Source organism: Allomuricauda sp. F6463D, from assembly GCF_023015965.1.
Lineage (GTDB): Bacteria > Bacteroidota > Bacteroidia > Flavobacteriales > Flavobacteriaceae > Flagellimonas.
In genome coordinates this window covers 1,173,847-1,189,530 of the sequence record NZ_JALKAN010000002.1, presented here as the reverse complement: position 1 = coordinate 1,189,530, position 15,684 = coordinate 1,173,847, and the positions used below count along the sequence as shown (strand labels likewise).

The window sequence follows — 15,684 nt, the reverse complement described above, 5'->3', positions numbered from 1 at the left end:
CTCCGAAAAACCAAGATATCAATCCCGATCCTCCCTCGTTTACGCCCTGCCTTATCAGCTAAGCGGGTGCAAATATACGCACCTTATTTTCTTCCCACAAAATGTTTTTCAATATTTTTTTTAAAAAAATGCAAATAATTTATAAGTGCTTGTTTATCAGGTTTACTTTCTTTTCACCATTGGTGAATTTTAAGAAAAGAAATTCCAGACCAATCCAAAACGGATTACAAAATCACGATATGGATAATTGGGTGCGGAGTAATAATTAGGTTCCGAAAACATGGAGTTCAGGTGTTCTGCTTTTAAATAAATTCGAGTTTGTTTCACTTTAGCATTTATAAAAACATCCAATAATGGATACCCTCCCAACTCTTCTTTGTTCTGTATATAGAATTCTCCCAACAAGGGATTATAGGCATCCATATTATATGAGGTAAAGTATTTGAAGGTAACTCCTGTTTGTATAAACATAGCCTTTTTAAAAATATCACTCGAAAAGTACAAGGTATTCCGAGTTACTACTTGTGGAAGGTTGAGCACTTGATTGTCCTGAGCCACCTCTTGGTACATCACCGTATTCATCAAAGACCATTTCCGATACTTAAATTCTTTTTGATATTTGACTTTCAGATGGTTTATGGTTCCCGATTCTTGGAACGGGTTTACAAAAGCTGTCTCTTGACTTGATTCAATTTCCTCATCATTAGCTGCTGTAGATGCAAAATAGGTATAGTTATCCACAATACTGTATTCGGCTTCCAAGAATCCAAATAAATCCGAATCAAGTCCAAAACTTATACCTTGGGTCTGAATCTTTTCAAATGCATCGTTGTTTTGCCAGTTAAAATTTCTATAATCACTCTGATAGAGCAGATAATTAAAGTCGGGCATTCGAGAAGATATATGTAGAGCGCCTGTAACCAAGTTATTTTTATTGAGCCTATACTTGGCTACCGCATCAAAGTTGTTACCTGTAAGCTCTCCCGAAACGGTATAGTCGACATTTCCTTCGAGATGGAAAGCTCCTATGGTATTGGAATAGGTTCCTCCTATTGAAATCTCCTCTCCTTTCAATTGGTTATCTATAGTTTCGGTATCTGTAATTAAAATGCTATTGAAAAAGTAATTATAGTTATAGAGGCTTATATTTCCAGATAGTCTACCCAATGTTTTATTGACAAACTCTACCTTACCTTTGTTAAACATAGTCTTGAGTCGCGCCCGATCTTCAATTGGGGTTACAAATGGGTCCTCACCAAATGCATCGTTCTGAGAGGTCTGTTCAAAATCGTAAATTCGAGATTCGTAACTGAACTCGTGTCCTATGGACAAAGTTGTGGGATCATTGTCTGTTGAGTCTTTTTTTTGATTTATCAATTTATATTGTTGATCCAAAAAATAACGCTTCCCCAATATTCTTGTATTGGCATTCGTGTATAACAAATCTATTTTTGCCCTATCTTGAAAATCTGGTAAATCGTCTTCAAATTGAATTTTATCCAGTAAGCCGCCACTTTCTTCACTTTTCATTTCCTGAGCCGCAATATGCCCTCGAATTCCATATTGACCATTTTCAGTGATATAATTAAAAGTTGCCCTGAATTTTCCATCCTGAGCTTCTTCGTACCTATACTTACCCAATGACCTAAATCCATTGTATGCAATTGAAGCATTAAATCGCCTTGATATGTTGAAAGTCAGCAATGCATCCAAATATTGACCTTGCTCCATGGTTGTCTTGAACATGAGCTCCGTCATTGGAGTGGGCACACTGTAATAGTCGACATCTTCTTTTTCAAAATACCCTTGATGCTTTGCAGCTGCACCGATATTTGGGTAATATGTTGTTTTTGTAAAACTTCTCCCCAGTTTGTTATAGGGTTGCCCCATATTGGCAAAGGGCATCAGTTCAAAATCATCTTTACGCAGGTAGTTGTATTTATATTCTTTTCTAATAGTCAGGGTGGTGTCGAACAACGTAGTATCCCTTTGATATGAAACGATTTTATAGTCTCCGATTCCAATAGAGTCCTTTTCCTTAGACTTTACACCTTTTGGCTTATCGCCTTTCCGTAGTCGTTTTGTGGAATCCATTGATATGGTATCCCTCGATCGTAACAAAAGGGAATCTTCTCCTTGAAATTGTAGAGAATCCATCTCTTTTTGGGAAGGAATCGAATCTTGTTGTGCCAAGACTGATTGGACAGTAAATAAAAGCAGGGGCAACACTAAAAATCTCATTCCGCGATATTGATTGAACAAAGGTATAAGTTTTGTTTCTAAAGAAATGTGAAACTTTACCCATAAAAAAACCCCCGCCGATTGGCGGGGGTCACTTAAAATAAAATTATCAGATAAATCTAGTATCCAGGATTCTGATCCGCTTGGGTAATAGATTCATTTGCATTGATTTCATCTTGTGGCAATGGCCAAACCAATCTGTTTGCATTGTAAGTAAGACCTTTTGCCTCTATTACTTCTTGAGCAAGTCCAAGTCTCTTTACATCAAACCATCTTTGTCCTTCACCATAAAGCTCCCAAAGTCTCTCTTGTGCAATTACATCAACAACATTAGTGGATGTAAGAGCAACACCACCAAGATTTGCCCTAGACCTTACTTCATTGATATAATCCGATGCAGTGGCATCGTTGTCACGAGCCAATAGCTCTGCGTACATTAACAATACATCCGCATATCGGAAAATGTAAGGTTGATCTGTACCAGTAGCAACATCATTATATTTGGTTAAAATAATTGATGAAGCATCCGTAGGGTTGTCTATCATTGATATTCGTGTGTCATCAACATCGAAACTAGATGCTAACGACATGGTCGGCGCAGTCTCCCTTCTACCACCATCTGCCGATGGGAAGAAATAAAAGGCCAATGCATTACTGTCATCAGTAGAATAGTTCAATCTGAATATAGCTTCGCTATTGTCACCAGGAACAAACAAATCTTCATAATTACCAAGCAATGTATAGCTGCCAATTAAAGGCTCTAGTGCATCTTGAGCATCCGGATATTCACCAAGTTCCATATGGACTTTAGCTTTTAATACTCTTAATGCATCATTAGAAAATCTATACACTCCATTATCATTAAGGTTACCTAAAGCCGCATCAATGTCAGCCTGGATATATGCATAAACCTCACTTTCTGTAGATCTAGCTACGTTACCTGCTGCAGAACCCTCTTGAGTAACCAAACCTTCAGGAATTGGCACTCCACCGTATGCGCGTGCAAGATAAAAGTAAAAATATGCTCTCAATGCTTTTGCTTCAGCTATAGAAGCAGCACTTACACTACTTGAAACCTCGCCTTCAGTAAGATTCTCTAGAGCATAAATTACAGAGTTTGCTCTAAAAATACCTCCATAAAAACTTTCCCAAACGTTAGAATTATTGGTATTCCCTGTCGCAGTAACGTTGTTTACAAAAAACTCGGTATACGTTGGAAAAGATCCAGTGTGAGAGAGTTCGTCAGCATATAAACCAGAAAGTTGAATAGGAACCGCTCCACCGACATCAGTTACTTGAAACGCACTGTAAATACCTATTACAGCTTGTTCTGCACTTTGATCATCGATAATAAACTGATCAGTACCCAATTGTGATGGGTTGTCCAAATCCAATAATGTGTCTTCACAACCTGTGCTAAATACAAGCAAAGACAATGTTAAACTATATAATATTTTTTTCATCATTTTTTTTTTAGAATGTGACATTTACACCAAATTTCCACACTTTGTTAGCTCCTTGTGTCAAGAAATCAGTACCGGATGTTACAGCGGAAGCACCACTGAAATTCACCTCTGGATCAATTCCAGAATAATCTGTGAACAACAACAAGTTGTCACCTGAAACATAGAACCTTACATTATCTAGACCCATAATTCCACTTGGAAGTGTGTAACCCAATGTTACGTTTCTCAACTTGATCCAAGAACCATCCTCAACAAATCGAGAAGAATCTTGGTTATTGTAACTAGCAGTATCGATATTAGGCCTTGGTAAATTCGAACCTGTATTATTAGGAGACCAATAATCTAATTGACTCTTAACCTTACCGTAGTTAGGGTTAGCGGCAGACCCAGCAAATTGCAATGTATTGTTGAATACTTCATTGCCTTCTGACATGGCCCAAAGGAAGTCCAGATCAAAACCTTTAAAGGTCAACGTATTTTTCCAATGCGCAGTAAAATCCGCCCATGGAGTACCACCAATGATATAATCTTCATCATTAATTATTCCATCATCATTTTGATCGACATATTTAACATCACCAGCACCTACACCGTCTGCAGCTAAGGCAGCAGGTATAACATCACCTTCTTGGTAAAGTCCATCAGCCTGCAATGTATAGAATGCGCCAAGTGGAGCACCTTCTTCAATACGACTTACAAACCCTGTTATAAATGGCGCATTCCCGTCTAACGAAGTAACCTCATTATCCAAAGTACTTACCCCTATAGATGAAGACCATGTAAAATTGTCTCCAGCAAAAATATCAGCATTCAAGCCAATTTCATGCCCTTTGTTGGTCATGGAACCTACATTACTGTAGATACCCGCTGTACTTCCATCTACAGCTACACCAAAACCAGTGTTCCCCGGTAAAGGCACAGCCAACAATAAGTCGTTGGTTTCTTTGTCAAAATAATCATACTCCAAGGTTAATCTATCATTCCAAAAACCTAATGAAGCACCAATATTAACCTGAGTTGTTTCTTCCCATTTTACATCTGGGTTACCTATCGTAGTAATAGCTGTTCCTACTGTTCCAGCATAACTTACTGCGCCTACACCTGGCAATGCGTCGTATGAACCAATACCAGTATCGTTTCCGGTAACACCATAAGAACCTCTAAGCTTCATAAAAGTAAGCACATCATTTTTGAACCAATCTTCTTCAGAAACAATGTATCCTGCAGATACAGAAGGGAAATAACCATATTTATTGTTAGGACCAAATTTAGAAGATCCATCTGCCCTCATTGAGGCTTCTAAAAGGTATCTGTTCTTGTACCCGAAAGATGCTCTTGCTATGTAAGAAACCAAATTATCTTCTACAAATTCACCTTCAGCGTTTGTAACGGTTGCTCCGGATGTAACGTTTTTTAATAATGGAGAGGCAAACCCTGTTCTTTCAGCAATGGTCAATCTTGAATGACGTCCATTGTACTCAAAACCAAGGAATCCACCAATATTAAAATCTGAGAAATTTTTATCCATCAGAAGCCCTTGGGTTGTCATCAACCTTCTGATAACACGCTGTCTGTCTTCCGCATATCCATTGGAACCAGCTCCTCTTGTTGAAGTAGATGGCAAATATGTTTTTTGATAAAAATCTAAATTATCCATACCCCATTTAGAAGTAAAAGTCATCCAATCGAACAAATCATATTGGAATTCAGCATTTACCAAAACTCGGAATGTTTCACCATTAGCTTCGTTTTCCAAGGCGTTTTGCACAGGGTTGGAGAACAACCAAGACGAACTATCAAAAGTTCCATCTTCATTATAAATGTTATTACCTGGAGATTCAAGTATCCCTGTTGACAATACACCGTATATATTATTATCTCCATTTACCAAGGTCTGTTGCTCGTTGGTAACGGAAACACCACCGATAAACCTAAATTTATCAGTAAAATCTTGACTCAAGTTCATTCTAAAGCTCTCCCTTAAGTATGACTGCCCTAATAACACCCCTTCTTGATTAAAAGAGTTACCAGCAATAAAATACTTAGTCTTATCAGAGCCACCGGAAATACTAACATCCAATCCACGAACAACAGCATTGTCTTTGTAGATGGCATCCATATAATCATCTCCCTGGTCAGCAACGGAAGCATAGAAATCGTCCAACTCACTTTGAGTCATACCAACATTTCCTGACCAAGTCCCGTTATCATACCTTCCTGAATTAGCATAATAGTCATCGCCATATCTTAACCATTCTCCATAGTTACTAATCTCATATTTTTCTACAGGATTCTGAAATCCTACATATGAACCAACAGAAATTGTCGGCTTTCCAGCCTTACCTTTTTTAGTAGTAATAATTACAACACCATTAGAACCTCTAGATCCATAGATTGCTGCAGATGCAGCATCCTTTAAAATCTCAATGGATTCAATGTCGTTTGGGTTAATACTCGAAAGAGCACTGTTTCGTTGACCACCGAATGTATCAGAGACTGTCGTCCCAGTTTCTATTTGAACCCCATCCACTATATAAAGAGGACTGTTAGATCCATTAATGGAAGTAGCACCCCTAACCCTAAGTCTAATCTCTCCACCTGGCGCACCAGAAGCTTGACTCACTTGAATTCCAGTAGCATTACCTTGAAGGGCACCAGAAATGTTAGCCGTAGAGACCTTTTGCACATCTTCTGAACTTACTTGGGCAATGGAGGTTGTAACCTTCTTCTTAGAAGTAGTACCGTAACCAGTCACAACCACTTCTTCCAATGCTTGGGCATCAGTTTCCATTTGTACGTTAATTGTTGAGGAGGCTCCTACAGCTCTTTCTACAGTCTTCTGACCAATATAACTAAAGCGTAAGGCCTGCCCCTCATCAACTGAAATGGCATAATTTCCATCAAAATCGGTTTGTGTTCCATTGGTTGTTCCCACAACCACAATAGATACACCAGGTAAGGGCAGACCCGTTTCGTCTGTTACATTACCTGAAACTGTTTTCTCTTGTCCATAAGAGAAAGACATACATAGCACCAAAAAAGGTGCTAGCATCCATGCTAACTTAGCTTTCATTTATTTCATTTTTTGAATTAGTCCGTAACAAAATTCAATATAAATAGTTACTATTCAAAAAAATTAACAACCTTGCAAACGGCTGTTTAGATATAAAATAACTATGTTTTTTTATAATTTTAACACATTATTTTCATGTCGACATTTCTTTTTTTGAGTATGTAAGAATTTATTTACCTGTTTACTGATGATTCCATTATTCCACACAAGCACACTGTTAAAACTCAATAGAAAATGTTAAAATTGTGTTATCGCTCTTTTACTGAAGCAGGGACCGACGAAGCGGGAAGAGGCTGCCTGGCTGGTCCAGTGACCGCTGCAGCGATAATTCTACCAAAAAAATTTGAAAATACTATCCTAAATGACTCCAAACAACTTTCGGAGCGGAAACGATCATTTTTAAGGCCTATTTTGGAAAAAGAAGCAGTTTCTTTTTCGATTTGCCATGTTTTTGAAGATGAAATTGATGAATTAAATATTCTGAACGCCTCTTTTTTGGCCATGCATAGGGCAATTGCGAAATTAAATCCTGTACCTTCTTTTATTATTGTGGATGGAAACCGTTTTAAGTCCTATCCAAATATTGAGCATGAATGTATTATTAAAGGAGACGGGAAATATATGAGCATTGCAGCCGCATCAGTACTGGCAAAGACCTTTCGGGACGAATACATGAAGAAAATCCATGAAGAATTTCCCATGTACAACTGGAAAAAGAACAAAGGATACCCAACCAAAGAACACCGTGAAGCCATAAAACAATACGGCCTCACCAAATATCATCGGAAAAGCTTTAGACAACTACCAGAACAGTTGACACTGGATATTTAAAAACCCTAACTTTGTGTCAAACTTCAAGAATGAGATTAAAGGTACTTTTTTGTTTGCTCCCCATTTTTATTGCATCCTGTACGAAAGAGGTAACAACCAAAGATTCCTTATTGGAACATTTACCCCCTAACCCTGCTCTTGTTTTAAAGATCACGAACCTCACTAATTTTAAAAGTGAGCTCAAAAACAATTCATTCTTAACGATTGTTGAAGGTTTTTCCAACACAAAGGAAGTATTGGACAAAATTAATGCCCTGGACTATCTTTCTACCGACCAAACTTGCGTGCTTGCACTTTACGAGGTAGGCAAGAACAATTTCGATTATATTTTAGTTGCAAAAAATGATTCTGGGTTGTTCAATGTGGACAGCGTAGACAATAAAAAGGTAGAGACTCTTACCTATCAGCAAACCAACTTGACCAAATACACCGTTGACAATCAGGAAGTATTTAGCATGCGTAAAAACAATGCAATATTAATGAGCTCTTCCATGATATTAATGGAAAACATTGTAAGATTGAGTAACAATACGCCAGTAGACCCCAACCTAGAGAGGCTTTACGGGGCGAGCGCACTAGATAAATCGGCAACGTTCTTCATCAACCCCATTGGCAACGCATCCTTACTTTCGTTAAAAGAAGAAAATGATAAATCTAAACCGTTCTCTTCTTGGATTTCTTTGGATTTTTCGGCCAATTCGGACGAAGTAAACCTAAATGGTGTGGCCATGGCTCCCGATTCCACAAAAAACTTTATCAATTTATTTAAGGGAACTTCGCCATTGACCAACAAAACACCTTTGTATGCTCCATTGAGCGCCCAAGCCATACTCTCCTATACTTTTGACGATTACCAAGTCTTTGCAGAAAACCAGAACACATATTTGGATAGAGTTAAAAAAAGTGATTCACTTTTTAACACTGTGGAGGAAGTTGGTCTTATTTATATGAACAATAAAAAAGTGGTTCTACTGAAATCTTATGGTACAGAGAGTTTGTATGATTATTTGGACAGTCGAAAAACAGCCTCACAAACTTATCAAGGAAGTGAAATCCTTGAACTTCAAGATGAAAAACTTGTTGAAATGGGCTTTACCCCATTGGTGAAGAATTTTGAATCCAACTACTGCACCCTACTGGAAAACAGCTTCATTTTTTCGCAAGACAAAGAAGCATTACAGACAATCATAAGCAGTCATAAAAGCTCCTCTTCTTTCGATAATGACCAAGTATTTCAAACCGCAAAGGCATCTTTGGCCAGTGAATCCAGTATGCTGTTTGTTTCCAACGCTTCCGGCATTGATTTTTTTACGGAACAGCACCTTTCTAAAGAGGCATTTGAAAACATAAAAGACAAAGATATTAAGGAGCAGGTTTTTGCATCACAAATAGTAATGGACAATGGTTTTGGACATTTCAATATACTCGTTTCCAAAATCAAAAAAAATCAAGAAAGTAGTACAGTCTCTCCACTTTTCACTTTGGAACTGAACACCGATTTAGCGACCGACCCTCAGTTCGTAAAGAACCATAGGACCAAAGAGCAAGAAATTGTGGTACAGGACCAAAACAATGTGCTTTATCTAATTTCAGCTAATGGAAAGGTACTTTGGACAAAACAGTTGGAAGGAAGAATTCAAGGAAATATTCAACAAGTGGATATTTACAAAAACGGTAAGCTTCAAATGGCCTTTTGCACCAATGACCAATTCTTGGTTTTGGATCGTAATGGCGAGGAAGTACCTCCATTTAAGATTGATTTTGAGGGGGGCAACCTAAATCCACTGGCCGTCTTTGATTATGATGGAAGTAGGAACTACCGTTTTGTGGTTACCCAAGGACGCAAAGTTTATATGTACAATAATCAAGCTAAAATTGTAAACGGGTTTACCTTTAAGGAAGCAACAAGCAATATATTGGATGCCCCTAAACATTTTAGGATAAGCAACAAAGATTATTTAGTGTTTAAACAGGACAATAGTACGTTGCGGATTCTACATCGTGTGGGTAGCGACCGAATAAAGGTGTCTGAAAAGATCGATTTTTCCAACAACGAGGTATTTCTGTACAAGAACAAGTTTTCTGTCACCAATAAAAAGGGCGTACTGCATCAAATTGATACCAATGGTAAACTTACCGCCACTAATTTTAATTTAAATCCGGACCACGGTTTCTATGCCACCAGCAACACTTTGGTTTTTATGGATGATAATATACTAAGTATTAGAGGAAAAAAAGTGGAATTGGAATTGGGCGTTTATTCAAAACCAAAAATCTTTTACATCTATGATAAAATATATGTAGGCGTTACAGATCTACAAAATTATCAGGTGTATTTGTTCGATAGCCAAGCAGAACCTATTCCAAATTTTCCAGTGTTTGGAAGTTCTATAATCGATATTACCGATATGGACAACGACAGAAAATTGGAATTGGTCGCTAAAGACCAAGACAACTCTTTAATTGTTTATAAAATAAACTAGAAAGGTTTCCACTACTACCTATACAATAGTTGGTACGAAACATACATCTTTCGCTAGAGTATAAAATTGTATTTAGTAATTTGTTGAACATATATCAACAAACTAGAACGCTATAAAAATGAAAACCTCCGACAAACTACTCTATTGTTTATCCTTTACCCTATTGTTGTGCACCAGCATGGAAGCCCAATTTTTTAAAAAACTGGCTAAAAAAGCAGAGAGAGCAGCGGAACGCACTGTTGAAAATCGAGTGGAAAGGGAAACTTCAAAAAAAACAGACCAAGCACTGGATAGTATTTTGGAACCAGGCTCAGGTGGAAAACAAGCCCCACGTACTACCCCGACAAATGGAAATACCGAAGGAACCAACACCGAAAACACAACTACAACAGGCCCTATCAGTACCGGCCCAAAAACCATTGAAGTATACAGCAAATTTGATTTTGTGCCAGGCGACAAACCTTTGTTCTTTGATGACTTCAATGATGAGTTTATAGGTGATTTTCCGTCTAAATGGAATACCAATGGATCTGGTGAAATAGTTACAACAGGGACAATTCCCGGTAAGTGGTACTCTATTGCCAACAAAAGCTTGACGGTTCCGAACATGGGTTCAACACTACCAGAAGATTTCACTATGGAATTTGATTTGAAAGTGACCAATTTAACAGGTGAAACCAGTTCCCAAGCCTTTTTACGAATCTATTTGTCGGAAACTTCCAATTTAAAAGTGAATGAGAATAATGCATTATCCAGTCTTTACTTCTGTCAATACATTCCAATGGGTGTTAAAGTGGATAATAATTTTAAAGGAGACCCCTCTCCCATCCAAAATACCATGCAACATGATTTAAGGGATATGTATCAGGATGTAGTTCATGTTTCCATAGCAGTCAATAAAAACAGATACCGGCTTTGGCTCAATGAGATCAAAATAGTGGACCTCCCACAATTCATCGTGAATCCTGAATTGGTCAATTATGTGAAATTTTACGCCCATGGCATAGATAAGCTAAAAAAACAGGAACAAGTTCTGATCAGCAATCTAAAAATAGCAGAAGGAGGAGTCGATTTGCGCAGAAAACTCATGGCGGAGGGGAAAATTTCCACCAATGGAATTTTGTTCAACTCGGGTTCGGCTGATATACTGCCACAATCCATGGGCATTATTAGGCAAATTTCCCAGGTTCTGAAACAAGATGCCTCCATGAGCCTTAATATTGTGGGGCATACAGACTCCGATGGTTCAGATGAAAACAATATTGCCCTTTCAAAAAGCAGGGCAGAATCCGTTAAAGAAGCCTTGGTATCCGTTTACGGAATCTCCGAGAGCAGATTAAAATCAGAAGGAAAAGGAGAAACGGAACCTGTTGCCGAAAACGACACAGCACAAGGCAAAGCACAAAATAGACGAGTTGAATTTATTAAACTATAATAACTAGTATACCACACCTATGAAACATCATTTTCTTTTACTCTTTCTCGCAGTATTTGCAATACACAATTCCTATTCACAAGCTAGCTGCAGCACTTACTACCCGTTAGTGGACGGCGCCAATTTTCAATATACCAATTACGATAAAAAAGGTAAGGAAGAAGGAAAAATCAATTATAGCGTCACTAATGTAGAAAATAGTGGCGACTACGTAAGTGCCACAATGCTGATGGAAATGGTTGACCGTAAAGGGAAAACCTATACTTCCGATTATACTATTGTTTGCGAGGGAGATGTAGTGAAGATTGATTTTAAATCTTTAATGAACGAACAAATGCTGAGTCAAATGGGTGATATTGAAATGGATATTTCGGGAACCGATGTGGAACTACCCAATAATCTAACAGTTGGACAGGAGTTGCCAGATGCAAATATGATGGTAAAAATGAAGATGGGAGGCGCCATAAACATGAACACCAATATTGAAACCATTAACCGCAAAGTGGAAAAAAAAGAAAATGTGACCACTCCGGCCGGCACATTTGACTGCTATGTAATCTACACCGAAACCCGAACCAAAATGATGATGACAAACCAAACTTTCCCATCGCGTGCATGGTTGGCTGAAGGTGTTGGTATGGTAAAACAAGAATCCTACAATAAAAAGGGCAAGCTAATAAGCAGTATGATGCTCTCCGAATTCAACAAATAAAATATATCCTTTATAAAATAAAAAAACCGAGGTGCGAGCCTCGGTTTTTTTTAATGTTTTAGATTAATCTCTAACATATTCCAAAATAATTTCTCCTGTCAAATGTGAACCAAACTGAGCATTGTCCAAGGTTAATGTCAAAACATTACCTTTCAATTGTATTGTTGATATTATGGAAAACTCTTCAAACTCATCTGGTCCTATTTGGTTAAAACCTGTAGTAATTAGAATTCCATTTTCGACTTTCCAGATGCCCGTATGAAACCCTTCTCCATCATCTCCATCCATAAAATTGGTCCCTGTAGGACCGTCGAACACATTTTCCCCATTAACTAATTCGTATTCCTTCACAGAATACCGTAAAAACCCGGTCGTCTTTATTTCTTTGGGATTATCGGTAAACTCAATGGCATAATTCGTTTCATCGGGAACAATTTGTTTAATGGTTCCATATTGATATTCTACAAGATAAGTATCATTGTAGTAATTCGTCATTATCCATTTGCCCAACAGTTGCTCATCCAAAGGCAAATCTGAAGCGGTGTCATCTTTGCTGCAGGCAACAACTAATATTGCCAAAAAATACATTGTCACTCTTTTCATTATTTGTATTGCTCTTATAATAGGTAACATATTGATTGCTATTCCAAGACTTTTAACTGAGATTTTTAATGGTCGTGCAGGGCTAGTTTAAGAAAGTAGTAGGATATAAGCTCATCTTTTCGGTCTGTAAATTGCTCCTGTAGCAAAATCCACTATAGCTCCTGGCCAAAAAAACACAAGATCTGCTATCAACGCAACCACTCGAACTTCCCTTTGTTGTTCTCCTGGAACTGGTTTCGTTTTCTGATGCTGGGTTACTTTACCTCCTAAAATTGTTGCACAACTTGAAAGCATTATTGCCATCAATCCAAGAGCCATTACTTTTTTCATCTTTTTCATTTTATATGATATATTTAATTTAAATTTTCTTTAATTCTGTTTGAGATAAAATATCATGAATCCCTCTATTTGAAAATAGATATGACAAAATATCAATGGGTATCAGTCTTGAGATTGTTCTCCAAAAAATATTTAATACGCCTACTCTGTTGGGTTCATTAACATTAACAACTTTAGTTTTGGTAATCATTTTTCCAATTGTTTGACCGGATGTATACTCAAAAACAAAATAATAAGCATAGTATAATGGAATCATAAAATATTTAAGGCTTTCCCTTTCAACATGATTTTTCAATATCATTGATAGTAACACAACAGCAATGAAGAATACAATTGAGTCCAATAAAAAGTTGCAAATCCTAATTCTCTTTTTCATATGGCCTGTTCAAAGATTGATATATTACAAAGCACTACTTTATATTATATTTTAAATCCTAGCCCAAAACTAATCACGGAGGTTTTATAAAAATTGTTAAGCTCAATCAACCCCAAACTATACCTTGCGTTCAATTCCAATTTATCGGTAAGATCAAAGCCTAGACCTCCATTGAGTCCAAAATCAAATCGGTCCAACTCAGAAAGTGGATATTTAGTCCTTTCACCTTCCAATGAAGGGTCATAAGGAACCTTTTTGAGGACTTCCTGTATTTTCACAACATAGCCTGCCTGTAATCCCAATTCCAAATGAAGGCGATCTATCAGTTCTACCCTAAAGTTGACAGGCAATAAAATCATCAATTGATTTATATTGGTAACAATTTCACCTTCCGCTATCACTGGTGCACCACCGTTAAAATCATTATTAATTTCTATTGAAGTTTTTGTTCCTTGGTTAGCCAATAGTAATTCAGGCCTTATACTTGTCTTATCTGAAATACTGATATTGAAAAACCCGCCAACATAATAGCCGATTTTTCTTTTGTAGGTATCAAAATCCGTTGTATACTGAGAATAATTGGTTCCTGCCTTAATACCAAAGGTATTATCCAATTGTGCTGATGCAGTAACACAAATTAATAGTGCAATAAGTAGGCTAATTTTCTTCATTCCTTGATTTTAAATTATTTATAATTTTTAAACCTGTTCGATTCGGGCGACGAAAGTAACAAGTTTGGCAAGGAAATTATGCCGCAAATTGACAGATGCCCTTTCTCAATTGACGAACAAATGAAAATCACTTACATGATAGGTGTAAGTATTGGATTGGCATGGTAAAACAGGAATCCTATAACAAAAAGGGCAAGCTGATAAGCAGTAAGATGCTCACCCTAAGCAACAAATGATATATATACTTTGCAAAAACAGAAGAGGCTGTCTAAAAAATATTGAAATACGTCATTCTGAACTAGTTTCAGAACCCCATCATATTGACAACTAAATCATTACGAGAACCTGAAACTAGTTCAGGTTGACGAAAACCGACATTTTGGACAGCTTCTTTTTAACTTCTACAGAAATTTTATAGCCTCTTATATTCAATAATTATTTCCCCTGTTAAATGCGACCCAAACTGGGAGTTATCGATAGTCAATGTTAAAACATCACCTTTCAATTCTATCGATGATATAATAGAATACTCTTCAAACTCATCTGGTCCTTGTTGGCTAACATCTGTAGATATTAGTTTTCCATTTTCAATTCTCCAAGTACCCGTGTGCAAACCATCTCCTTCGTCACCTTGCCAAGTATTGAACCCATCTAGATTTTCAACCACTTTTTCCCCATTGACTATTTCATATTCTCCCCAATTATATTTTAAAAAGCCTGTAGTCTTTATTTCTTTGGGATTATCGATAAACTCAATTTCATAATCCGTTTCATCAGGGACAATTTGTTCTATAATCCCATATTCATCTTGTACAAAATAGTGGTCATCATAGTAATTCGTCATTGTCCACTTGCCCAACAGTTGCTCATCCAAAGGCAAATCTGAAGCGGTGTCATCTTTGCTGCAGGCCATTACTAAAAAGGCTAAAAGACAAACTTTTAATTGTTTCATAATTTATGATTGTGTTTGATTGATTTTTATGTTCTTGCTTATTCTAATTTACTCTTGTATACTCTTCGTAAGTGTACCCTTCATCCTGAGTACTTGGATTAAAAATCCAGCGCATGGTATCAGAATCAGGGAATTGAATAGTAATATTGGCACTACTTCCTTCATCAGATGTATCCGAGGTATCTGAAATAATTTTAAAATTATACGATTCACCTTGATTTTCCCAAGTACCTGTAGTAACCCCTGTACTAAAGCAATCATTTTGCGTACCATCAAATGTTTCTACTTTAAAGCTTCCATCCTTATTGAAGATAAAGCGACTTTGAAGTGTACAGTAATCATCATACGGAAAAAACTCATCTGTACCATCATTGACCACAACACTACTGCTAGACTCCATCCATGTACCAATAAGCAAATCGTTTTGCTTTGAATCGCTTGCTTCATCTTTGCTGCATGCAACAACTAATAATGCCAAAAAACATATTATAAATCTTTCCAT

13 protein-coding genes are annotated in these 15,684 nt (G+C 37.1%); 4 read left to right on the top strand and 9 right to left on the bottom strand.

Translation table 11 applies throughout. The features are described from left to right. Positions 1-189: 189 nt before the first annotated feature. The 3 genes from MWU56_RS13685 to MWU56_RS13675 form a co-directional block, all read right to left on the bottom strand. Positions 190-2,241, bottom strand: a complete 2,052-nt coding sequence (locus MWU56_RS13685) for a putative porin (protein WP_247045214.1) — start codon at positions 2,239-2,241, stop codon at positions 190-192. Between the two features lie 119 nt (positions 2,242-2,360). After that, positions 2,361-3,728 (bottom strand): RagB/SusD family nutrient uptake outer membrane protein, encoded by a 1,368-nt coding sequence (locus MWU56_RS13680; protein WP_247045212.1) that lies wholly within the window; start codon positions 3,726-3,728, stop codon positions 2,361-2,363. After that, positions 3,715-6,780 carry a SusC/RagA family TonB-linked outer membrane protein gene (locus MWU56_RS13675; RefSeq protein ID WP_247045210.1) on the bottom strand — a complete coding sequence of 1,022 codons (3,066 nt, stop codon included), beginning with the start codon at positions 6,778-6,780 and terminating at the stop codon, positions 3,715-3,717. The genes MWU56_RS13680 and MWU56_RS13675 overlap by 14 nt, the downstream gene beginning before the upstream one ends. 234 nt (positions 6,781-7,014) lie before the next feature. Between MWU56_RS13675 and MWU56_RS13670 the strand changes: the two genes are divergently transcribed. From MWU56_RS13670 to MWU56_RS13655, 4 genes are all read left to right on the top strand, one after another. Next, positions 7,015-7,611, top strand: a complete 597-nt coding sequence (locus tag MWU56_RS13670; protein WP_247045208.1) for a ribonuclease HII — start codon at positions 7,015-7,017, stop codon at positions 7,609-7,611. A 29-nt stretch (positions 7,612-7,640) separates the two neighbouring features. Beyond that, a complete protein-coding gene (locus MWU56_RS13665; RefSeq protein ID WP_247045206.1) occupies positions 7,641-10,094 on the top strand; it encodes a ribonuclease HII in 2,454 nt (817 codons plus the stop codon). Positions 10,095-10,212: 118 nt separating this feature from the next. Then, positions 10,213-11,529 carry an OmpA family protein gene (locus MWU56_RS13660; RefSeq protein ID WP_247045204.1) on the top strand — a complete coding sequence of 439 codons (1,317 nt, stop codon included), beginning with the start codon at positions 10,213-10,215 and terminating at the stop codon, positions 11,527-11,529. Between the two features lie 19 nt (positions 11,530-11,548). Further along, positions 11,549-12,241: a hypothetical protein gene (locus tag MWU56_RS13655; protein ID WP_247045202.1), complete on the top strand. Its 693-nt coding sequence runs from the start codon at positions 11,549-11,551 to the stop codon at positions 12,239-12,241. 63 nt (positions 12,242-12,304) lie between these two features. On the opposite strand, the gene MWU56_RS13650 is transcribed toward MWU56_RS13655, so the two are convergent. From MWU56_RS13650 to MWU56_RS13625, 6 genes are all read right to left on the bottom strand, one after another. Beyond that, complete coding sequence (locus MWU56_RS13650; protein WP_247045201.1) at positions 12,305-12,844, bottom strand: hypothetical protein; 540 nt, start codon at positions 12,842-12,844, stop codon at positions 12,305-12,307. A gap of 111 nt (positions 12,845-12,955) precedes the next feature. Then, positions 12,956-13,183, bottom strand: coding sequence for a hypothetical protein (locus tag MWU56_RS13645; protein WP_247045199.1), 228 nt, complete (start codon positions 13,181-13,183; stop codon positions 12,956-12,958). Positions 13,184-13,202: 19 nt separating this feature from the next. Beyond that, on the bottom strand, positions 13,203-13,559 hold the full coding sequence (locus MWU56_RS13640; RefSeq protein ID WP_247045197.1) for an RDD family protein: 357 nt from the start codon (positions 13,557-13,559) through the stop codon (positions 13,203-13,205). Positions 13,560-13,603: 44 nt separating this feature from the next. After that, positions 13,604-14,230, bottom strand: coding sequence for a porin family protein (locus MWU56_RS13635; protein WP_247045195.1), 627 nt, complete (start codon positions 14,228-14,230; stop codon positions 13,604-13,606). 412 nt (positions 14,231-14,642) lie between these two features. After that, the gene (locus MWU56_RS13630; RefSeq protein ID WP_247045192.1) at positions 14,643-15,182 is read right to left on the bottom strand and encodes a hypothetical protein; all 540 of its coding nucleotides are present in this window, start codon (positions 15,180-15,182) and stop codon (positions 14,643-14,645) included. A gap of 43 nt (positions 15,183-15,225) precedes the next feature. Then, a complete protein-coding gene (locus MWU56_RS13625) occupies positions 15,226-15,684 on the bottom strand; it encodes a lipocalin family protein (RefSeq protein WP_247045190.1) in 459 nt (152 codons plus the stop codon).